Annotated in this window: 3 protein-coding genes and 2 pseudogenes; all 5 read left to right on the top strand. The window is 71.8% G+C overall.

Annotated features, from left to right (window positions below; translation table 11 throughout):
• Window positions 1-421: 421 nt before the first annotated feature.
• Window positions 422-1060 (top strand): annotated as a pseudogene (locus ACFVT2_RS08845) (MFS transporter); the annotation flags it as partial.
• A gap of 783 nt (window positions 1061-1843) precedes the next feature.
• A pseudogene (locus ACFVT2_RS08840) lies at window positions 1844-2230 on the top strand (alpha/beta hydrolase); the annotation flags it as partial.
• A 441-nt stretch (window positions 2231-2671) separates the two neighbouring features.
• A complete protein-coding gene (locus ACFVT2_RS08835; protein ID WP_390013970.1) occupies window positions 2672-5404 on the top strand; it encodes an AAA family ATPase in 2733 nt (910 codons plus the stop codon).
• A gap of 183 nt (window positions 5405-5587) precedes the next feature.
• Window positions 5588-8308, top strand: a complete 2721-nt coding sequence (locus ACFVT2_RS08830) for an AAA family ATPase (protein ID WP_390013967.1) — start codon at window positions 5588-5590, stop codon at window positions 8306-8308.
• 569 nt (window positions 8309-8877) lie between these two features.
• Entirely contained in the window at window positions 8878-23805 is a 14928-nt protein-coding gene (locus tag ACFVT2_RS08825; RefSeq protein WP_390013964.1) for an amino acid adenylation domain-containing protein, read from the top strand.
• Window positions 23806-23817: the final 12 nt, after the last annotated feature.

Below are 23817 nucleotides of genomic sequence, written 5' to 3'. Positions count from 1 at the left end.
CAGTGCCTTTCCGAGCCGAGCCACGGATCCGCGAAGACCTCCCTGGAACGCACGCCGGGACCGGCCACCCCAAGAGAAGTGGCGACGCAGGGCTGCTTGATGGTAGGCGGCGGCGACGCGGTCGGAAGGGTGGCCGAGGGCGAGGAGCGCTTCGCCCTCGGGGCCGATCGGTGTGGTGGGGATGCCATAGAGGACGGTGAACGTAGGTATGGGCTGCGGTGCCTTCCTGTGGGGTCGGAGTGGGCGGCCGGGTGGGCCGCCCACGTCTGGATCAATTCGGTTGCGGCGGAACCCGTGAGCCCGGTGAGGTACCTCCATGGACGGGGCCACGAAGCAGCCGCAACGGGGGAGTACAGGAAGAGACCCTGCAGTCACGGGGCAAACAGCCCCAAGGCACGCTCTGGCGGTGCTCGTGGCCCTGATGCTGGCTGCCTTCACCTTCAACACTGCTGAGAACCTGCCGGTCGGCCTGCTGGAGCTCATCGCCGAAAGCCTTCGGGTCTCCCTGTCAGCGGTCGGCCTCCTGGTCACCGGTTACGCCGTGACGGTGGCCGTCGTGTCTGTGCCGCTCGCCCACTTTGTGCAGGCTGTGCCCCGACGTCATGTGCTCACGGGACTGCTGGCCGCGCTGGTCGTGTCCAGTCTGGTTGCGGCGCTGTCGACCTCCTACTGGCTGCTCCTTGTGGCGCGGCTGCTGACGGCGCTCGCCCAGGCGCTGTTCTGGGCCGTGATGGGGCCGGTCGCGGTGTGCCTGTTCGCGCCCGAGGTCCGTGGGCGTGTGGTCGGAGCGCTGTCCGTCGCGGGTTCACTGGCCTTGGTGCTTGGTGTTCCTGTCGGAACCTGGCTGGGCCAGCATGGCGACTGGCAGGTGCCCGTCGCCATGCTGGCGGCTCTGGCGCTTGTCTCTCTGGTGACGATCGCCATTCTCCTGCCGACCTCGCATCCGGAAGAAGAGCCCGCCGCCTACGGAACCAGCCCCGACGGCCGCCGGTTCGGGACGGTGCTTGTGGCCGGGACGCTGTCCGCCACCGGGGCGTTCACGGGATACACCTACATCGTGAAGTCGTCTACCTAGGTGCTCTGACCTGGCATGATTCGGTCATTCGGGCCTCTGACCTGCGGGGATAGATCTTTCAGCGTCTTGCAGGCTCGTGCCGTGTTGCTCAGCCGGTTCTCCCCACGCGCTCCCCAGTGCCGCCTGAACTCCCCAGATTCTCCCCAGGGAAGGCCCGTACAACGGGACGAGGGCGCCTTCGGACAGACAGAGGACTACCAGCAGATTCTTGGTCTGCTGGTGGTACAGGGCTCATAGCGGTGCTCACCTGCTGTGATGGCGGCCGAGGCGACCGTCGGGCGGGAGTTGGTCCGTGCGTGGTCCGGATCTTGGCGTCAATCACCGAAAGCCGGGAAGGGCTCTCGGCGCCGTTGCGGAGGGCGGCCATCCGCAGTCTCCAGTGCTTAGGAAGAGCGGCCTGGTCTCTTGGTTGACCCTGCAATGTCTGTATCAGTGTCGTCGCGGTACCTCTCGTCTCTGCGGCTGGAGCGGTAGAGGCTGGCGTGTTGCGCACAAAAGGGGCTTGGGAGCGCTCTGCGTGAGGCTCTTGAACCCGGAGGGCGACGTGACGGCGATCCGCCAGTAGGTCTTCACCTGCTTCTGGCTCAGCCTCAGCACGCGTGCCGAGTCGGCTGGCAATGCGCGTTGTCGCCGACAGCTACCTCTGCACGACGGACCGTCGGTCGTGGAACCGCAGGGCACAGGTTGTAACCCCCGTCCAGGAGCGTCCAGTAGGTCCAGGACGGGCGCTCAGTGCCAGGTCAGAGCCTGCTCTTCAGGGCCGTCCACCAGCTGATCGCGGGCAGCCCCGACGCGTTCTTCGGACACTTCCTCGACGCCTGGTCCACGAGCCCCGGAGCGATCCCGGCAGACGTACGCGCCGAGTACCTGCGCGCATGCCGGGACGCCATCGCCTCGATCGTCGCCGACTACCGCGCCACCGCGACCGTCGACATCGGACACGACCGGGCCGACCTCGACGTCGGCAACCGGCTCACCATGCCGGTGACGGTCGTCCAGCAGGACTCGGGCCGGCAGCTCGGGTTCAACGCCGCCGCGATCTGGCGGCCGTGGACCACCGACCTGCAGCACTTCACCACCCGGGCCGGCCACTTCATGGCGGAGGAGGCTCCGCAGGACATCGCCGCGCTGATCCTGGAACTGGCGCGGAGGTGACCGCCGCGGCGCCCGGACATCCGGCAGCGGCCGGTTGCCGTGCGTGGGCGCCCGCTCGGACGACCACGGCCGTCGCCGTTCAGTTCAGTCGTTCGACTCAGGCTCACCGTGCACTCCCGTCACTAGGGTCCGGATGACGGACACGGGAGAAGGAAGCTCCTCGGAGGGCCATACGGGCCGGGAGGGAGGCCGGACAACTGCCCGGCGCGCGGACCGTCGTGGAGCAGGGCCGGGGTCGACCGGCCCCCGTGCAGCGGGAGGTGCCGCTGCACGGGTGGTACGGAGTTCGCCCCGGAGCGGGGCTTCCTGCCGCCGTCGGGTTCCGCGCGGGCTGTGACTCACAGGACGCGCCCTTCCTCCGGCTGGAGGGCGGTGGTGCCGGTGCCGGCTCTCCCTCCCGGGCACGCTACGAGACGGAAGACTTCAGTGGGTGGATCAGTGGTGACGACGCAACTCCATGGACGCGACGACGAACTGCGCACGCTCCGGGAGATGATCGGACGGCTTCCCGGTACGGGCGGTGTGCTGACCGTTCTCGGTGAGCCCGGCATCGGCAAGACCACCCTCCTGCGAGCCGCCGTGGCGGCCGCGGAAGAGTCCGGAGCGGTCGCCCTGGAGACCACCGGGGTCGAGGCGGAGGCCAGGGTGCCCTTCGCCGGACTGCACCAGCTGCTGCGGCCGGTGATGGCCGGCGTCGGGCGGCTGCCCGCTCCCCAACGAACCGCGTTGCAGTCGGCCTTCGGTGTGGTGGACGGCCCGGTACCCGAGGTCTTCATGGTCGCGTTCGCCGTCCTGAACCTGTTGGCGGAGGCCGCCGAGGACGCCCCGCTGCTCCTGGCCCTCGACGACGCGCAGTGGCTGGACGCCCCGACGCAGGAGGCGCTGGCGTTCGTGGCCCGGCGGGTGAGCAGGGACCCGATCCTGGTGGTCGCGGCGCTGCACAAAGGGCATGCCGGCCCGTTCGCCTCGCTCGGGGCGGCCGACCTCGACCTGGCCGGATTGGACGACTCCACCGCCCGGCACGTGCTGGCCCAGGAGGCCGGCGATCTGAGCCTGCCCATGCGGGAACGGATCCTGAGGGAGGCCAGGGGCAACCCGCTCGCGCTGGTCGAGCTGCCGGTCGCGTGGCGGGACCAGCGGGAGGCGGCACAGCAGGCGACACCGGGCTTTCTGCCGCTCACCGCGCGCCTGGAGCGTGCCTTCGCCGGCCGGGCCGCAGAGCTGCCGGCCGACAGCAGGGACGTGTTGCTGGTCGCGGCCGTCGACCACGCCGACGACCTGTCGGAGATCCTGGCGGCGGCGTCGGTGCTGGCCGGACGGACGCTCACGGTGGAGGCGCTGGATGCGGCGGTGGCGGCCCGGCTGCTGCGGCTGGAGGGATTACGCCTGCTGTTCCACCATCCGCTGGTGCGTTCGGCTGTGCAGATGTCGGAGACGTTGACCCGGCGGCTGTCGGCGAACGCGGCGCTGGCCGAAGTGCTGGCGGACGAGCCCTACCGCCGGACCTGGCACCTGGCGCAGTCCATCATCGGCCCCGACGACGACATAGCCGACGAGCTGGTGGCCAGTCGCGCGATCTCGCTGCGCCGCGGTGGTACGGCCATGGCGGCCTGGGAGTTGGAACGGTCCGCGCAGTTGACCAGCGACCACGCCAAACGCGGTCGTCGGCTCCTGCTGGCCTGCGAGCACGCGTTCGGCCTCGGCAGGGCCGATCAGGTCGAACGGCTGCTGCGGGCCGCCGAGCGGTCCGGCCTGACCACGCTCGATCGAGCCCGGCTGGAGTGGCTCAGGGAGCTCTCCGACAACGGGGGGCCCGAAGACGCGCTCCGGGTGCCGCAGCTGTGCGAGACCGCGCGGGAATCGGCGGACGAGGGCGACGTCCAACTGGCGTTGAGGTTGCTGTTGAGCGCGGCCCTGCGGTGCTGGTGGGCCGATGCCGGCCCGGACGCCAGGGCCGTGGTGGTCTCGGCAGTGGAGTCGTTGGAAGGGACCGAGAACGACCCGCGCCGTCTCGCGATCCTCGCCGTGGCGGAACCGGTACTTCGCGGACGCGTCGTGCACGACTGGTTGTCCGGCACGGCCTCGGCGGCCTACGCCGACGTCGAGGGGTTACGGATGCTCGGTATGGCCGCCCACGCGATCGGGGACCCCGTCCGCGCAGTGGGCCTGCTCGGCCGGGCCGAACTGAAGCTCCGTGAACAGGGGCGGCTCGGGCTGTTGTCGCACACGCTGATCCTTCAGATCGGTCATCTGCTGTGTACGGGAGACTGGGAGCGGGCCGCGACGGTCTCCGAGGAGGCACACCGCACGGCCGGAGAGTCCGCGCGCGCGATCTGGAGCAACGGGGCACTGGTGCTGGAGGCGGTCATCCGCGGACTGCGCGGCGAGGTGGACGAAGCGCTGGGGCTGGCCGCCTCCGTCGCGACCACCGCCCACCGTGGCCGCCTCGTCCACCTGCTGGCCTGCGTCCAGTTGGCCAAGGGGGCGGCGTTCGTGGCCACCGGACGGCATGCCATGGCCTATGACGAGCTGTGCAGTCTCTTCGACCCCGACTCCCCGAACTACCACCAGCGTGCGAGTTTCGACGGGGTGTTGCTGTTCGCCGAGGCCGCCGTGCACTCCGGTCACGAGGAGCAGGCCCGGGGGGTGCTCGCGGACCTGGAGAGGGTCGCGTCGGTCACGCCGTCCCCGCTCCTGCACACCCATCTGCTCTACGCCCGTGCCGTACTGGCGGAAGAGCAGGATGCCGAGCATCTGTTCCGGACCGCGCTCGCGGAGGACCTGTCACGCTGGCCGCTGGTCCGGTCCAAGCTGGAGCTGGCCTACGGGACGTGGTTGCGCCGCCGTCGCCGGGTGGCCGAGTCGCGCACGCTGTTGCGTTCCGCCCGGGCAACTCTGGAGCTGATCGGCGCCACCGGATGGGCCGAGCAGGCGAGGGCCGAGCTGCGGGCCGCGGGGGAGCGGGCCCTGTCGGTGGCCCCGGCGGCGCACGCGGTGCTGTCTCCGCACGAGTTGCAGATCGCCCGCCTGGCAACCCAGGGTTTGTCCAACCGGGAGATCGGCGAACGCCTCTACCTTTCGCCCCGTACCGTCGGTTGGCACCTCTACCGGATCTTCCCCAAGCTCGACATCACCTCCCGGGCCCAACTCGCCTCCCGCCTGAACCCGTTCTGAGCGCGGTTGAGCCTTCGCGCGCCGGGCTGATCCGGCACCCCCGCAGTCCGCTGTCGAGGCCGTCCGCACCGCAATGCGACCGGGGGCGGGGAGACACGAGGCAGCGCTACCTTGATCGGTTAGGCTCGCTTCCGGCCGTTCCGCCACGGCCGGGTGAGCGTCGCCTACGGTGAGGGGCAGGGCGTGGACGAGGGAACGGTCCTGGTGGGGCGTGAGACGGAGCTCGCCACGATCGTCGGTTTCCTCGACGCCATCGCGGCCCGGGGTCGCTCCCGTGTCTTCGTCGGGGAACCGGGCATAGGTAAGACGGCGCTGTTGGCGGCGGCGGCCGACGAGGCCAGGGCGCGGGGACTGGCCGTGCTGTCGGCTCGGGGCGCGGAGTCCGAGCGGCACCTGTCCTTCGCCGGACTGCACAGCCTGCTCTATCCCGTCCGGGCCTGCCTGGACCGACTGGAGCCGGTCCACCAGGAGGCGCTGCGCGGAGTCTTCGGCCTCTCACAGGCCCCGGTCGAGTTGTTCCTGGTGGCGCTGGCCGCGCTGGAGTTGCTCGCCGAGGCGGCCGAGCAGCGACCGCTCCTGCTCCTCGTGGACGATCTTCACTGGCTGGACGCCGCCAGCCGCGACGTCATCGAGTTCGTGGCCAGACGCCTGGACTCCGAGCCGCTCGTCCTCCTGGCCGCGAGTCGGCCGCACCGGGCGGTGACCGGCCAGAGCCTGGACGCCCTCGGTCCGGACGCATCGCGGACCCTGCTGCGGAGACGTGTCGACCTCCCGCCCGACCTGGAGGACAAGGTGCTGGACGAGGCGGCGGGCAACCCGCTGGCCCTGCTGGAACTCCCGGTCGCTCTGCGGTCTCAGGGGATACAGGGCGGCGCGCTGCCGCTGACCGCCCGCCTGGAGACCGCCTTCGCGGCCCGCCTGGCCGAGCTGGACGAACGGCCCCGACTGCTCCTGCTGTTGGCCGCCGTGAACGACGGTGAGCTGCTGGCCGAGGCCGTGGCCGCCGCGGCGAACCTCACCGGCTCCGACGTTGCGGCCCGCGACGCCGAGCAGGCCGTGCGCCTGCACCTGGCCGCAACCGACGGCACGACGGTGACCTTCCGCCACCCGCTGGTGCGCTCCGCCGTGTTGCAGACGGCATCCGAGACGGAACGGCGGCGCGCTCACCAGTCGCTGGCGCAGGTACTCACCGGCTTCCCCGACCGGTACGCCTGGCACCTCGCGGCCGCCTCTGACGGACCGGACGAGGACCTGGCCTGCCTGCTGGACCAGGCGGCCGACCGGGCCGTGCAGCGCGGCGCCCCCTCGTCGGCCGCGACCTGGCTGGAACGTTCCGCCGATCTGTCGCAGACCGAGACGGGCAGGGGCCACCGGCTGCTGCGGGCCGCCGAGGTCGCCTTCCAGCTCGGCCGTCCCCGGACCGTGCACCGCTACATGGAGCGGATCCAGGCGGCCATGCTGGACCCGGCCGACCGAGGCACACTGGCCTGGTTACAGGGAGCGTTCGTCGACGGGGTCACCAGCGACTCCGAGATCGTGCGGCAATTGGCCGCGTCGGCCAGACAGGCGCTGGACGACGGGGAGCCCGAGATCGCCGCCGACCTGCTGTCGGGGACGGCGACCCGCTGCTGGTGGGTCGAACCCGGCCGGCAGATCCGCGCCGACCTGCTGGCCTTGACCGATCGGCTGGCCGCCGGCGGCCGGCTCCGGCATTCCGACCGTGATCCGCGGCTGCTCTGCGCCTGGGCGGCTGCGGGCGGCCTGGAGCGGCACGGCACGGTGGTCGAGGAGCTGGCCTGGTGGGCATCGGAGGGCGACCTCTCCGACCCGGGGACCCGGATGCTCCTCGCCCGCGCGGCCTTCGTCTCCGGGGAGTTCGAGCGGTGTCTGCTGTTCTGCCGGCCCGCCGTCGACAGGCTGCGTGCTCAGGGCCGGCTGGGGTTATTGACGGCCATGCTGGCGACCCAGACGTTCTCGGCGTTCTACCTGGGACGCTGGGACTTGACCGAGGCCACCGTCGACGAGGTCAGCCGGCTGGCCGCCGAGACCAGACAGCCGATCTGGGAGGACAGCGCGGCACTCGCGTCGGCCCACTTGGCGGGCCTGCGCGGTCAGGCCGCGCGTGCGCGGGAACTGCTGGCCCCGGTGGAGCGGGTCGCGGTCACAGCCGGCAACCAGGCCATGCTGAACAGCGTCCAGCTGTCCAAGGGCTTCACCGAGCTCGGCCGGGAGAACTACTCCGACGCCTTCCTCGAACTGCGCCGGACGACGGATGAGACGGACCACGCCCACCACCCGGTCCTGCAGTTCTGGGGGCTGGACTACCTGGCCGAGGCGGCCGTCGGCGGCGGCCACCAGGCCGAGGCACGAGAGATCCTGGACCGGCTCAGACCCGCGCTGGGCCGCTCGCCGGGAGCGGGCGCGGTGCGGGCCGTGCGGTTCGCCGAGGCGCTGCTGGCGAACGACCTGGATGCCGAAGCCGCTTTCGCCCGGGCGTTCGCACTGAGCCGGGCGGCGTTACCGTGGTATCGGGCCAGGCTGGACCTGGCCTTCGGTACCTGGTTGCGGCGCCGCCGCCGAGTCACCGAGTCGCGGGCCCCGTTGCGGGCGGCCCACAGTGTCTTCACGGTGCTGGGGGCCGGCGCGTGGGCCGAGCGTGCCGCCCGCGAACTACGGAGCTCGGGAGTGAAGGACAGGGTCGCGTCGGTACGCGGGGCGTCCCGCCTGTCGCCGCAGGAATGGCAGATCGCCAGGCTGGCCGCCAAGGGGCTGTCCAACCGCGACATCGGCCAGCAGCTGTACCTGTCGCATCGCACGGTCGGCTCGCATCTCTACCGCATCTTCCCCAAACTCGGCATCACCTCGCGCGGCCAGCTGCACGACGCCCTGCCGCCGGAGCAGTAGGAGTCTCCGGCCGGTCGCGGCGAAGAGCACAGCGGTCACCGCGGGATGCGCGTCGTGGCCGGAATGGTGTCAACTCCCCTCCCGAAGAACGCTGTTCATGGACCTGCGTCACTCTAGGGCAGCAGCGGGACCACAGGCCACCATCGCCGACAACGCCCGTCGTCCCACCAGTCGAACTACCGGTGGGACGCCGAGTCCGTCAGGGCACAGCGGCAGAGCGGGCGGCCGGTGTGGCGTACACGTGTCACGGTGCCGGCCCGCGTTGCGACGTGCCGTCCGGGCCGGAGCGACGAGCCCCGGGCGCGGTGATGGGGCACCGGTCACCGCAGAGCAGGTGCCCAGTCATCTGACTGGTGCCAGTGGCCTTCCCCTGTGCACAGAGTTGTGCCCACAGCCGACCGGACGGACGCCCTGTTCCGCAGGATCCGGACCGCATCGCGAGTCATGGACCGGCCTCCTGCGTGCCTGTGGGCCACGGACGGAGGTCGGGGGCCACGCCTGAGGGGGATGGCGACTTCCGCGATGTCGGCTGCTCTTGTCGCAACTACCACGAGAGGTTGGGAAACGCCATGGCTGCCGCCGAGCCCGCCGGCCTTCCGCTGTCGTCCGCCCAGAACGGAGTGTGGGTCGCGCAGCAGCTTGACCCGACGGGCGTCGCCTACGACCTGGGTGAATACCTCGACATCCGTGGCGATGTGGACCCGGAGCTGTTCGAAACGGCGCTGCGGCACGTAGTGGCGCACACCGAGTCGCTGCACGTCCGGTTCGACGCCGGGGGCGAGGACGTCAGACAGGTCGCCGCCGATCCACCCGTGTGGGAGCCGGCCACCGCCGACTTCCGCTCGCACCGGGACGCACCGGTGGTCGCCGAGGAGTGGATGCGGGCCCAGATGGCCCGGCCGATGGATCTGCGTACCGGTCCTCTCTTCAGGCACGCCCTGCTCAGGGTCGGTGACCAGCGGTACTTCTGGATGCACCGCTACCACCACCTCGTCATGGACGGGGTGGGCATGGCGCTCAGTGCGCGCCGCGTCGCCGAGACGTACACGGCGCTGGCCGAGGGAGCGCCGCTGTGGCCGGGCGGCGACACTCCGTTGAGCCGGATGCGTGCGGAGGAGGCCGCCTACCGGGCGTCGGAGGAGTTCGCGCAGGACCGGGCGTTCTGGCTCGCGCGCATGGCGGACCGGCCCGAGCCGACCGGATTCGCCCCCCTCCGCCATGCCAGGAGCGGTGACGTCGTGCGCTGCCACCGCAGTGTGTCGGCGCGGGGCACGGAGGGCCTGCGGGCCGCCGCCCAGCGGGCCGGTACGACGTGGAAGACCGCCGCGCTCGCGGCGACGGCGGCGTATCTGCACCGGGTCAGCGGCGCCCAGGACGTGGTCGTGGGACTGGCGGTGACCGGACGGCAGCGCACGCCCGAGGCCCACAACGTGCCCGGGATGTTCGCCAACGTGGTTCCCCTGCGGGTGTCCGTGCGGGAGGGGATGTGCGTGGACGAGCTGATCCGGACCACGTCCCGGGCCCTGCGCGAGGCCCTGCCCCACCAGCGCTACCGGATCGAGGACCTCCAGCGCGACCTGGGGATGTCTGCGGTCGACGGGAAGCTGTTCGGTGTCGCGGTCAACATCATGGCTTTCGACTACGACGTGACCTTCGCCGGATGTCGCACCTTCGCGCACAACCTGTCCACCGGTCCGATCGACGACCTCGCCGTCAACGTCTACGACCGTGGCGAGGACGGCGCCGTCGCCTTCGGCTTCGAGATCGACGCGGCGCGCTGCGGGTCGGACGAACTCTCGGTGCAGCAGCGCCACTTCGTGAGGTTCGTGGAGGATCTGGCCACGGCGCATCCGGACACCCCCATCGGTGAGCTCGCCCTGCTGTCCCCGGAAGACGTGTCCGGTCTGCTGGAGTCGGGGGCCGGAGCCGTGCTCCCGCCCGTGGACCGCTGTCTGCACGAGCTCGTCGAGGAGCAGGCCCGACGCACCCCCGAGGCGGTGGCGGTCCGCTGTGGCGGCGACGAGATCAGCTACCGGGAACTCGACACGTGGGCGGACGAACTGGCCCGGCGACTGCGGGCCGTCACCACCCGTGAACAGCGGGTGGGCATCTGTCTGCGTCGCTCCGTGGCTCTGGTCTCCGCCACGCTGGCGGTGCTCAAGGCGGGGCGTGTCTACGTCCCGATGGACCCCGGACTGCCGGGGCGCCGCTTGGAGTTCATCGCCCGGGACGCCGGCGTCGGGCTGGTGGTGAGCGGACCGGAGAGCGAGGGGCGACTGTCGTCGCTCGCGGTGTCCCAGATGCCCGTCGGCCGGGTGCCCGACGGCCGGGGCGGCGCGGCGCCCGCTCCCGTCCCGACCGTCGTGCCGGGCCAGGGCGCCTACCTGCTGTACACCTCCGGGAGCACCGGCCGCCCCAAGGGTGTACTGGTGGAGCACCGGGCGGCCGTCGACTTCGTCACCCAGAACGTCAGGGCGTACCGCATAGCCGCGACGGACCGGTTCCTCGGCTTCGCCGCGCTGACCTTCGACGTCTCGGTCCTGGAGATGTTCGGTGCCCTGGCCTCCGGAGCGACGCTCGTGCTGGCCACCGACGAGGAGCGGGTGGACGCCGAGCGACTGCAGTCCCTGCTGGTCGCCCAGAACGTCACCGTCGCCGACCTGCCGCCGGCCCTGATGCCGTTGCTCACCCCGCGCGAACTGCCGGCGCTGCGGCTGGTGTCCGTCGGCGGGGAGGCGCCTTCCGGCGAGCTGGTGGACCGCTGGGCGGTGGAGGGACGAGAGTTCTGGAACTCCTACGGACCCACCGAGACCACCGTGTCGGTGACGATGAAGCAGTGCCTGGCCCCATCTGGAGGACAGTCGCCGTCCATCGGCCGACCGATGGCCAACCACCGGGTCTACGTGGTCGATCCGCAGCTCCGACTGCTGCCCCCCGGCCGGCCGGGCGAACTGTGCGTCGCCGGTGCCGGGCTGGCCCGCGGCTACTTGGGCCGCGGTGGTCTGACGGCGGACCGGTTCGTCCCGGACCCGTGGGGGAGGCCGGGGGAGCGGATGTACCGGACAGGGGACCTGGTGCGCTGGACGCCCGAAGGCGAGCTGGAGTTCCTGGGGCGGGTGGACCACCAGGTCAAGATCAACGGGCATCGCATCGAACCCGGCGAGATCGAGACGGAGCTGCTGCGCCATCCGGACGTCGCCCAGGCGACGGTGGTGGCCCGGCAGACCCCGGGCACCGGCCGCAGCCTTGTCGCCTACGTGGTGGCGCGGCACGGCCACGGGGTGCACGACGATGCGCTGCGCGCCCACTTGGGCGAGGCCCTGCCCGGCTACATGGTTCCGCACGCCTACGTCGCCCTCGACCGCCTTCCGCTGACCGCAGGCGGGAAGGTCGACCGCGCGGCGCTGCCGGAGCCCGAACGTCCCGAAGCGGTCGGCCGCGATCCCCGCACGGCGCGCGAAGCGGCCCTGTGCCGGCTCTTCGCCGAGGTGCTCGGACTGCCCGCGGTCGGCGCCGACGACGCGTTCTTCACGCTGGGTGGAGACAGTATCACCGCCATCGCCCTGGTCAGCCGGGTGCGCGAGACGGGCCTGGAGATCGCGCTGCGCGACGTCTTCGCCCACAAGACGCCCGCCGCGCTGGCGGCCGCGCTGCGCGAGAGCGAGGAGGGCGACCGGCCGACGGGCGAGGAACACGGCGCCGCGAACGGTGAGTTCCCGCCGACTCCGATCATGCACTGGCTTCGGGAGACCGGCGGCCCGGTGAACAGGTTCAGCCAGTCGGTGCTGCTGCAGACTCCCGCAGAAGCGGATCAAGAGCACCTCACCGCCGCCGTCCGGACACTCCTCGATCACCACGACGCACTGCGGATGCGGATGACCTTCGAGGACGACCCGGCCACCCCGTGGTCGGGCACCGTGCAGCCGCCCGCATCGGTGGACGCGGCTCGGCTGTTCTCCCGGATCGACATCTCCCGGGCCGACGAGGCGACGGCGCACGCCATGATCGCCGAAGCCCGCGATACCGCGCTCGGGCGGCTCGACCCGGCCGCCGGGGTGATGCTCCAGGCCGTGTGGTGCGATGCGGGATCCGAGCGCCCCGGGCGCCTGCTGCTGGCTGTGCACCACCTTGTCGTCGACGGGGTGTCCTGGCGCATCCTGCTGCCGGACCTCGCCATCGCCTGGGAGGCCGTGACGGCTGGCCGGCGGCCCGAACTTCCCGCGGTCGGTACATCCTTCCGCACGTGGGCGCACGACCTGGCCCGGCTGGCCCAGTCGCCGGACATCACCGGGCAACTGCCCTGGTGGCGTGGGGTGCTCGACGCCTGCGAACCCGTACTGGGCGAGCGCCTGCTCGATCCGGTACGCGACACCGCCGGCACGGCCCGCCACCTGACGCTGTCCATGCCCTCGGAGCTGGTGCGTCCGCTGCTCTCGACCGTCCCCGCCGCCTTCGGCACCGGAGTCAACGAGATCCTGCTCACCGCGCTCGCCCTCGCCGCCGACCACTGGCGTGCCCGACGCGGACTGACCGGCTCCACGCCGTTGTTGCTCGACCTGGAAGGGCACGGCCGCGACGCCGGTACCGGCCGGCTCGACGTCTCCCGAACCGTCGGCTGGTTCACCAGCCAGTTCCCGGTCCGCCTGGACCTCGGCGGGATCGATGCGGCCCGGGCATGGGAGGACGAGGCCGTCCTGGCGCGGGCGGTGGAACAGGTGGCGGCCACCTTCGGCGAACTGCCGCGGGGCGGCTGGGGGTACGGGTTGCTGCGCTACTCGAACCCGCGCACACAGGCCGAGCTGACGGGGCGTGCCCGCCCGCAGATCCTCTTCAACTACCTCGGCAGGTTCACCGCCCACCACGACGGCGACTGGGCCATCGCCCCCGACGCCGAGCAGCTGCGCGCCGACACCGACCCCGGCATGTCCCTGGAACACTGCCTGGAGGTCAACGCGCTCGTCCGCGACCACGCCGACCACGCCGAGCTCACCGCCACCTGGAGCTGGCCGGATGCGGTGCTGTCCGAGGCCGAGGTCGGAGAGCTGGCCACCGCCTGGACCCGGGCCCTGGAGCTCGTGGTGACCGCGGCCGCACGCCGGGACGTCGTCCGGAACACACCGGAGGACTTCCCGCTGGCCCGCGTCAGCCGGGCCGAGCTGGACCACCTGGTGGGCAGCGTCCCCGGCATCGAGGACATCCTGCCCCTCTCCCCCCTGCAGGAGGGAATCTTCTTCCACTCCTCCTACGACGAGCGGGACGTGGACGCCTATACGGGGCAGCTGATCCTCACCCTGGACGGCCCGCTCGACACCGTGGCGCTGCGCCGTGCCTGCCACCGGCTGCTCCAACGGCACTCCGGCCTGCGGGCCGGATTCACGGACCACGGAGTCTCCGAGCCGGTACAGGTGGTCCTCGGCGCCTGCGAAATCCCCATGGAGGAGCTGGACTTCCATGCGCTCGGCGAGGAGCAGCGCCGGACCGCGCTGGAGGAGTTGCTGGCTGCGGACCGCGCCCGGCGATTCGACCTCGCCCGCCCACCGCTGCTGCGCTTCACCCTCGTCCGGATGGGCGCCCGGCGCCACCACCTCGTCATGACCAACCACCACATCCTGTCGGACGGCTGGTCGACCGCGGTGCTGCTGGAGGAGCTGTGCACGGCCTACCGCGATCACGGCGCGGAGGGTGGTGGCACACCGACCGCCCACGCGGAGGTTCCGTACCGCGCCTATCTGGCCTGGCTGGCCCGGCAGGACCGGACCGCGGCCCTCGACGCCTGGCGGCGGGCGCTCGGCGGTCTGGACGAGCCGACCATCCTGGCCGCTGTCGACCGCAACCGGCTCCAGGCGGTGCCCGAGCGCGTGACCGCGGAGCTCACCGAAGAGCTGACAGCGCGACTGGTGGCGCGGGCCCGGAGCGCCGGAGTGACGCTGAACAGCGTCGTGCAGGGCGTGTGGGCCGTCCTCCTGGCCCGACTGACCGGGCACGACGACGTGGTCTTCGGCGGGACGGTATCCGGACGCACGCCGGACATCCCCGGGGTGGAGACCATGGTCGGCCTGCTCATCAACACGCTCCCGGTGCGCTTCGCCGTCCGGCCCCACGAGCCGCTCATCGAGGCGGTGGCCCGTCTCCAGGACGAACAGGCCCTCCTGTTGGACCACCAGCACCTGGGTATGGCGGACATCCAGCGCGAGTCCGGCCTCGGCACGCTCTTCGACACCACGGTCGTCTTCGAGAACTATCCCCTGGACCGGGCGAAGCTGGCGGACCTGGCCAGCGGCCTTCGGCTGACGGACATCAAGGCGACGGACGCGACCCACTACACCGTCAACCTGATCGCGGTCCCCGGTAGGCGGCTGCGACTCCACGTGGACCACCGCGCCGACGCGATCGCACCCGAGGCGGCGGCTGCGATCGCCCGATTGCTGGAACGCCTGCTGTCCGTCGTCGTCGACGCCCCCACCACTGCGGTCGGCCGGATCGAGTTGCTCTCGGACCAGGAGCGCGACCGGGTGCTGGGGGAGTGGAACGCCACCGACCATCCGGTGCCGGACGCCACCCTGCCCGAGCTGTTGGCGGCGCAGGCCCGACGGACTCCGGACCGCACGGCCACCGTCTTCGAAGGCGACGCGCTCTCGTACGAGGAACTCCACGCGCGAGCCAACCGCCTGGCGCATCTCCTGATCGCGCGGGGCGCCGGGCCGGAGAAGACCGTGGCACTGGCACTGCGGCGCTCCACGCAGATGGTCGTCGCCATCCTGGCCGTCCTGAAGTCGGGGGCCGCGTACCTGCCCGTCGACCCGGACCTGCCTGCCGGCCGGATCGCGTACCTGACCGAGGACGCGACGCCGCACCTTCTGCTGACGAGCACCGACACCGACCCGTCCATGCCGCAGCGCGCGGCGACGCCGCGGCTCGTGCTCGATGAACCGGCCCTCCTGGGAGAACTCGACCGCCTCAGCCCCCGCGACCCCGCCGAGGCCGACCGCACGGTCCCGCTGCTGCCGCAACACCCCGCCTACGTCATCTACACCTCGGGCTCCACCGGTCGTCCCAAGGGCGTGGTGGTGACGCACGGCGCGATCGTGAACCGCCTGGCATGGATGCAGGAGTCGTACCAACTGGACGGCACGGACCGGGTGTTGCAGAAGACGCCGTTCGGGTTCGACGTCTCCGTGTGGGAATTCCTCTGGCCGCTGCTGTACGGGGCGACGCTGGTGGTGGCCCGGCCCCAGGGACACCAGGACCCGGCCTACCTCGCCCGTGTCATCCGGCACGAGGCCGTCACCACCGTGCACTTCGTGCCCTCGATGCTGCGTGCCTTCGTCGACGAGCCGTCGGCGGCCGACTGCCGTTCGCTGCGCCGGGTCGTCTGCAGCGGCGAGGCGCTGCCCGTCCGTCTCCAGGAGGACTTCTGGCGGGTGCTCGACGTCCCGCTGCACAACTTGTACGGACCGACCGAAGCCGCGGTCGACGTGACCAGTTGGAAGTGCCGGCCCGGCTCCGCCACCGTTCCGATCGGCCGGCCCATTTGGAACACCCGTCTGTACATACTCGATCCGCAGCTGTCGCCGCTGCCGGTGGGGGCCACGGGCGAGCTGTACCTGGCGGGAGCGGGCCTGGCCCGCGGCTACGCCGGCCGCGGTGGACTGACCGCGGACCGTTTCCTTCCCGACCCCTTCGGGCCTCCGGGCACGCGGATGTACCGCACGGGAGACCTGGCCCGCTGGCGCACCGACGGCGCCGTCGAATACCTCGGACGCACCGACGACCAGGTCAAGATCCGTGGTTTCCGTATCGAACTGGGGGAGATCGAGGCGGTGTTGGTGCGGTGTCCGGAGGTGTCGCAGGCCGTGGTCGTGGTGCATGAGGACGGGGACGGTGACCGGCGTCTGGTGGGGTACGTCGTCGGTGCTGTGGGTGCCACGGTGGATCCGGATGCGGTGCGTGGCGATCTTGCGGTCGCGCTGCCCGATTACATGGTGCCTGGTGCTCTTGTGGTCGTGGATGTGCTTCCGTTGTCGCCGAACGGGAAGCTCGATCGCCGGGCGTTGCCCGCGCCGCCGGTGGCGGAGTCCACCGTGGTCCATCAGCCTCCGGTGACGGCCACCGAGGAACTCGTCGCCGAGATCTGGTCCGCCGTGCTGGGTACCGACCGCATCGGGCGGCTGGACAACTTCTTCACCCTGGGCGGGCACTCCCTCAAGGCCACCCGCGCCATCTCCCGCCTCAACACCCGTGCCGACACCGACGTCCCGCTGCGGACCCTCTTCGAAAACCCCACGCTCAGCGGTTTCGCGGCAGCCCTCGACGGCGGCCGGGCCACCGCCGCGACCACCATCGCCCGCCGGACGGCCGACACCCCCGCGCCGCTGTCCTACGGCCAGCAGCGGCTGTGGTTCCTCGACCGACTCCGGCCCGGCCGGGCCGACTACACCATCCCCGTCGTCACCCGACTCCGCGGCGGGCTCGACGACCGGGCTCTGCTCCACGCGCTGACGGAGGTGGTACGCCGCCACGAGGTCCTGCGGTCCCGCTACGAACACGACGGCGACCTGCCCGTCCAGATCGTCGAACCCGTCACCGCCTTCGTCCCCGTGGTCACCGACCTGAGCGATCTGCCCGAGGGCGAGGCCCGGGCCCGCGCGCACGATCTGGCGACCACCGACGCCGCGACCCCGTTCGACCTTTCGGAGGCGCCACTGATCCGCGCCCGGCTGATCCGCGTCACCGAGCACGAACACATGCTGGCTCTGGTACTGCACCACACGGTCGCCGACGGCTGGTCGATACCGGTGCTGTGGGACGAACTGGCGGCCGGGTACGCCGCAGCCGCTCGCGGGACCCGGTTACAACTCCCCGAACTCCCGCTCCAGTACGGCGACATCGCGTCCTGGCAACGGGACCGGATGGCCGCCGGCGCACTCGCCGACCAACTCGACCACTGGCGCCACCGGCTCGCCGACGTCCCCCAGTTGGAACTGCCCGCCGACCGCCCTCGGCCGCCGGTGCGCTCCGGAGCGGGTGACGTGGTCTCCTTCCGCCTTCCCGCCGAACTCCACACGAGCCTGGTCGCGTTGGGGCAGCGCAAGGGCGCCACGCTGTTCATGACCCTGCTCGCCGGATTCCAGGCCGTCCTCGCCCGCTACACCGGCCGGCACGACATCGCCGTCGGCACCCCGATCGCCGGCCGCAACCGTGCCGAGCTGGAGTCGTTGATCGGCTTCTTCGTCAACACCCTGGTGCTGCGCACCGACCTGTCCGGCGACCCCGCCTTCACCGAACTGCTCGCCCGCAGCCGGGACACCGCCCTGACCGCCTACGCCCACCAGGACCTGCCGTTCGACACGTTGGTCGAGGAACTGCAACCGGACCGCGACCCCAGCCGCAACCCCCTCTTCGACGTCCTCTTCCAGCTCCACCCGGACCTACCGGACGCCCTGCGGATCGACGGCCTGGTCGTGGAACAGCTGGAGGTGGACAACGGCACCTCGAAGTTCGACCTGAGCCTGGCGCTGACCGAGCGCCCCGACGGCCTGACGGCGACCATCCACTACGCCACCGACCTGTTCGACCGCGCCACCGTCGAGCGCCTGGCGGAGTATTACGTCAGGCTGCTCACCAGTGCCGCCTCCGACCCGACGCGGCCGCTCTCCCAGCTGGAGCTGCTGAGCCCGGCCGAGCGGCACCAGGTACTCGACGCCCCTACGACCACCGCCGACTTCCCCCGTGACCGCCTGCTGCACGAACTCGTCGAGGACCAGGTCCGCCGGCGCCCGCATGCCATCGCCGTCACCTGCGGCACCCGGCAGCTCACCTACGCGGAGCTGAACGCCCGAGCCAACCGCCTCGCCCGGTGCCTGCGCGCGAGAGGGGTCGGGCCCGGTCACACCGTCGCGGTCGTGCTGGACGCCACGCCGGAAGCGGTGGTCGCCGTACTGGCCGTACTCAAGGCGGGCGGCGCATACGTCCCCGTGGACCCTGGTTACCCCGCCGACCGCATCGCGCTCATCCTGGCGGACAGCCGGGCACGGCTCGCCCTGACCCAGGACTCCGGTACCGCGACCCCGGCCGGGCTCAGCGGCGTACCCGTGCTGGACCTGGACCGGGAGCGGTCCCGCATCGCTGCCCAGTCCGGCGAAAACCTGCCGCCGGCCGCCTCCTCGGCCGACCTCGCCTACGCGATCTACACCTCCGGCTCCACCGGTCGTCCCAAGGGCGTTGCCGTGCCGCACCGCGGAGTGGTCAACTACCTCACCTACCTCACCCGCACCTTCGAGATCGACGAGCACGACGTCGTCCTCGCCCGCACCGCGCTGACCTTCGACCCTTCGGTGCGCGACCTGTTCGCACCGCTGTCCGTCGGCGCGCGGGTCGTGGTGATGCCTCCCGACGAAGCCAAGGACCCCCACGCGCTGCTGGCCGCCATCGAGGAACAGCAGGTCACCGCCGTACTCTCGATCGTCCCCTCGATGCTCGACGCCCTCGGCGCCACCGCTGTACGGCCACCGGGGTCCGCGCTGCGCCTGGTGATGACGACCGGCGAGGCGCTGACCCCCGCCCACGCACGCCGAGCCCGCCGTCTGGGCGCGGAGTTCGTCCTGGTCAACCAGTACGGGCCGACCGAATGCACCAACACCTCGGCCTTCCGTTCGGTGACCGACCGGGACGTCGAGGACGGCCGAATCCCCATCGGGCAGCCGATCCCCAACGCCCGGTGCTACGTCCTGGGCGAGCACCTGGAGGTGCTGCCGCCGGGAGCGGTGGGAGAACTGTGCATCGCCGGGCCGGGGGTGACTCGCGGATACCTCCATGACCCGCGGCGCACCGCCGAGCACTACGTACCCGACCCGTTCGGGCCGCCGGGGGAGCGGATGTACCGCACCGGCGACCTGGCCCGCTGGCGGGCCGACGGCACCCTGGAGTTCCACGGCCGACGCGACAACCAGGTCAAGGTCCGCGGGCACCGGATCGAACTCGGCGAGCTGGAGGCCGTGTTGGCGCGCCACCCCGACGTCGCTCAGGCCGTCGCTGCGGCCCGCGGCGAGGGACTGGAGCGCACGTTGGTGAGCTACGTGGTGTGGCGCTCTCCCGACGGGCGACAGCCCTCCCCGGAGGACCGCAGGTCCGCCCTGCTGGACTTCCTGCGTGCGACTCTGCCCGCCGCGATGGTGCCCTCGGCCGTGGTGGAGCTGGGCGCGTTGCCGCTCACTCCCAACGGCAAGGTCGACCGCAAGGCCCTGCCGGCGCCCAACATCGAGCAGCAGCGCCGCGCCTACCGCGCTCCCGCCGACGCCGTCGAGCGCACCATCGCGTCCGTCTGGGAGGAGGTACTGGGCCGCGAACGCGTCGGGACGCACGACGACTTCTTCGAGCTGGGCGGCCACTCCCTGCGTGCCACACAGGTGGCCGCGCGGCTGCGGCACCGACTCGGCCGGGAAATCCCCCTGCAGATGGTCTTCACGTACCCCACGATCACCGCGTTCGCCCGGGCACTCGACGACACCGCCCGCGCCGGCGGGGCGATCGGGCACCGGGAGACCGACACCGCCCCGGTCTCCTTCGGCCAACAGAGGCTGTGGCTGCTCGACCAGCTCCAGCCGGGCCGCCCCGACTACAACATGCCCTCCGCAGTCCGGTTCCGCGGTCCACTGGACCAGGACGCCGTCATCGCCGCGCTGCATGCCGTCGTCGCCCGCCACGACGTGCTGCGCTCAAGCTTCATCAACCGCGGGCCGAGCCTCGGTGGCGGGGGCCTGTGCCAGGTCGTCGCCCCCGTCAACGCCTTCGCCCCGGCCCGCACCGACCTCTCCCACCTGCCTCACGCCCAGGCCCAGCGGCGCGCCGGGGAACTCGCCGAGCAGGACGCCAAGGCCCCCTTCGACCTCTGCACCGCGCCGCTGATCCGAGCCCGGCTGATCCGCCTCGCCACCGAGGACCACCTGCTGGTGGTCGTCGTCCACCACGCCGTCTTCGACGGCTGGTCGGCCCGCCTGCTGTGGGACGAGGTGTTCGCGCACTACCGGGACCTGACGGCCGGACGCCGACCCGCCCCGCCCCATCTCGCCGTCACCTACCGCGACTTCGCGAGCTGGCAGCGCGGACGGATGACCGGAGCGGCACCGGAGGGGGACCTCGCCTACTGGCGCGACCGCCTGACCGGCGTCGCCCCCCTGGAGCTGCCGACCGACCGGCCACGCCCGCCGGCCCCCTCCGGCCGTGGCGACCACGTCGACTTCACCCTCCCCGGGCCGGTGCTCGACCGGCTCCGGGACATCGGCAAGGAGAACGGCGCGACGCTGTTCATGGTCCTGCTGGCGGGCTTCCAGACGCTGCTCGGACGCTGGGCCGGCACCGACGACGTCGCGGTCGGTGCCCCGATCGCCGGCCGTAACCACGCGGAACTGGAGCCGCTGATCGGGTTCTTCGTGAACACCCTGGTGCTGCGCGGTGACCTGTCCGGCGACCCGACCTTCACCGAGCTGGTGGCACGGGCCCGGGACACCGCCCTGGCCGCCTACGCCCACCAGGACGTGCCCTTCGAACGCCTGGTGGAAGCGGTCCGGCCGGAACGCGACCTGAGCCGCAATCCGCTGTTCCAGGTGATGCTGGTGCTCAACGACGACACCGCCTCTCCCGTCGAACTGCCCGGCCTCGACGCGGAACCGGTCGAACTGGGCGGTGGGGCTGCCAAGTTCGACCTGAGCCTCTACCTGTCCGAGGAACCCGGCGGGCTCGGCGGCCGGGCCGTGTACGCCACCGACGTCTTCGACCGGGCCACCATCCTGCGCCTGATCCGCTCCTTCGAGCGGGTCCTGACGTGCGCCGCGGCCGACCCCGGCCGGGCGGTCGCGGAACTACCGCTGCTGGACCCGACCGAGCGGCACCGGGTGACCGTCGGGCGGAACCGCACCAGCCGTGCCCTCCCCCGGAGCACCCGCCTCCACGAGCTGATAGCCGACCGGTGCGAGCGCTCGCCGCACGCCGTCGCGGTCAGCGACGCACGGCAGTCGCTGACCTACGACGCCCTGGGCCGTCGCGCCAACCAACTCGCCCACCACCTCCGCTCCATGGGGGTGGGACCGGACATCAGGGTCGGCGTGTGCCTGGAACGCTCGATCGACCTGCCGCTCTGCCTGCTGGCGGTCCTCAAGGCCGGCGGCGCATACGTCCCGATCGACCCGGACCATCCGAGGGAGCGCAACGCCTTCATGGTCGGCGACAGCGCGGTGCGGGTGCTCCTGACCTCCGGAGCCGCACGCGATCGGGTCCCGGCCGCCGAGGGCGTGCGCGTCGTGGACGTCGCGGCGGAGCGGGCGTCGATCTCGAAGCAGCCCGAGACCACTCCCGTCCTCGGCCTCGGCGCCGACCACCTCGCCTACGTGATCTACACCTCCGGCTCGACCGGTGTCCCCAAGGGCGTCATGGTCCCGCACCGGGGACTGGAGAACTTCGCCCTGGACATGGCCGAGCGGCTGGAGCTGACCACGACGGACACCGTCGCCGCCCTGACGACGGCCTCGTTCGACATCTCGGTACTGGAGCTGCTGGTGCCGCTGACCCGCGGCGCGACGGTCCACGTCGTGGACCGGGACACCGCGCGCGACGGCTCCCTGCTCACCGAGCGCCTCGACGACGCGGGGGTGACGGTGGTGCAGGCGACACCGGCGACCTGGTACCTGCTCACCGAGGCCGGCTGGAAGGGCGGCCCCGGCGTACGGGCCCTGACCGGCGGCGAAGCGCTGCCACCCGCGCTCGCCCGTCGACTGCGCGAGCGCGTCGGCCCGGTCTGGAACGTCTACGGGCCCACGGAGACCACGATCTGGTCCACCGCCCACCCTCTGCACGGCACACCGGACGCCGGACCTGACGTGGGTGCCGTGCCGATCGGGCATCCGCTGACCAACACGCACGTGTACGTGCTCGACGAGCGGATGCAGCCCGTTCCGGTGGGCGTCGAGGGCGAGTTGTACATCGGAGGCGAGGGCGTCGTCCGCGGCTATGCGGGACGGCCCGGCCTGACCGCGCGGCGCTTCGTCCCCGATCCGTTCGGCACCGGTACCCGCCTCTACGCTACCGGCGACCTGGTCCGGTGGCGTGCGGACGGTGCCCTCGAGTACCGCGGCCGCGGGGACGGCCAGGTCAAGATCCGAGGCCACCGCATCGAACTCGGCGAAATCGAGGCGGCGCTGGCGCACTGCGAGGGCGTGGCGGAGGCGGCGGCCGCGGTCCACGGCGAGGGGGTGGACGCCGTGCTCGTCGGCTACGTCGTGCGGGACCCGGGCCACCTCGAACCGGTCCAGCCGACCGAGGCCCTGCACGAACGGTTGCCGGGCTACATGGTGCCCACCCGCTTCGTGGACCTGGAGGAGCTGCCGCTGACCGTCAACGGCAAACTCGACCGCAAGGCACTGCCCGCCCCCGACCTGCCAGGGAACCGTGGCCCTCTGCAGGCCCCCCGCGACCGGACCGAACTTCGGATGGCCCGCATCTGGGAACACGTCCTGGGGGTCACGCCGGTCGGCGTGCGAGACGACTTCTTCGCCCTCGGCGGGCACTCCCTCAAGGCGTTCGCCCTCATCGAGGCGATTCGCCGGGAGATGGACGTCGCGCTCCCGCTCCACGTGGTCTTCCGCAAGCCGACGGTAGAGCTGATGTGCGAGGCCCTGCCGGCCGGCGCCGGGGACCGGCTGCTGGTGCCGCTCGCCGACGGCGACCCTGCACAGCCGCCGCTGTTCCTGGTTCACCCGCAGGGCGGCGATGTCTGCTGCTACCTCGAACTGGCCCGGGGCCTGGGGAGCCGGCGGAAGGTGTACGGCATCGAGTCGGTGGGCTACAACACCGACGAGCCGCCGCTGCACCAGGTGCCCGACATGGTCGACCGCTACCTCTCCGAGCTGCGACCGGCCGCCCCGCACGGACCGTACCTACTGGCCGGGTGGTCGTTCGGCGGCCGGGTCGCCTTCGAGATCGCGGCACGTCTGGAGGCCGAGGGCGAACAGGTCGCATTTCTGGGCCTGATGGACACCCGGGCCCCCGCACGCGGGCCCGTCCGGCCGCAGGAGGAGAACATCGGCGGGGCCACCGGACTCCTCCAGCTCGGCATCGCCGCCGGCCTGGACGCCGAAGACCTGCGTGGGCTCGACGAGGAAGAGGCCATCGCGGCCCTGCTCCGCAAGGGACACGAGGACGGCCGGCTCCCGCGCCGCGCCGAGACCGCAGCCATGCGGCGCATGGTCCGGGTGGCCGCCGCCAACGAACGGGCAGCCGCCCTGCACCGCGTCACCGGGCAGGTCCGCACCGACCTCCACGTCTTCGCGGTGGCCGAACAGCACCCGGTGCTGCGCACCCCGCTCATCGACCCCGAGGAGTGGACCGTCCGCACCGAAGGCTCGGTTCACACGATCGGCATCCCCGGCAACCACCAGACCCTGGTGGACCCGCCACACGCCGCTGAACTGGCCGCCCTGATGGCCACGGCTCTCGAAGGGCCATGACCGGAATGCACC

It is taken from the genome of Streptomyces sp. NPDC058000, from assembly GCF_042886435.1.
Lineage (GTDB): Bacteria > Actinomycetota > Actinomycetes > Streptomycetales > Streptomycetaceae > Streptomyces.
The sequence above is the reverse complement of the archived record's forward strand: the minus strand, read 5'-3'. Positions and strand labels throughout refer to the sequence as shown.

Coding starts and splice junctions, on each gene's coding strand:
- ACFVT2_RS08825 (WP_390013964.1), top strand. CDS start 8,878: ATGGCTGCCGCCGAGCCCGCCGGCCTTCCGCTGTCGTCCGCCCAGAAC.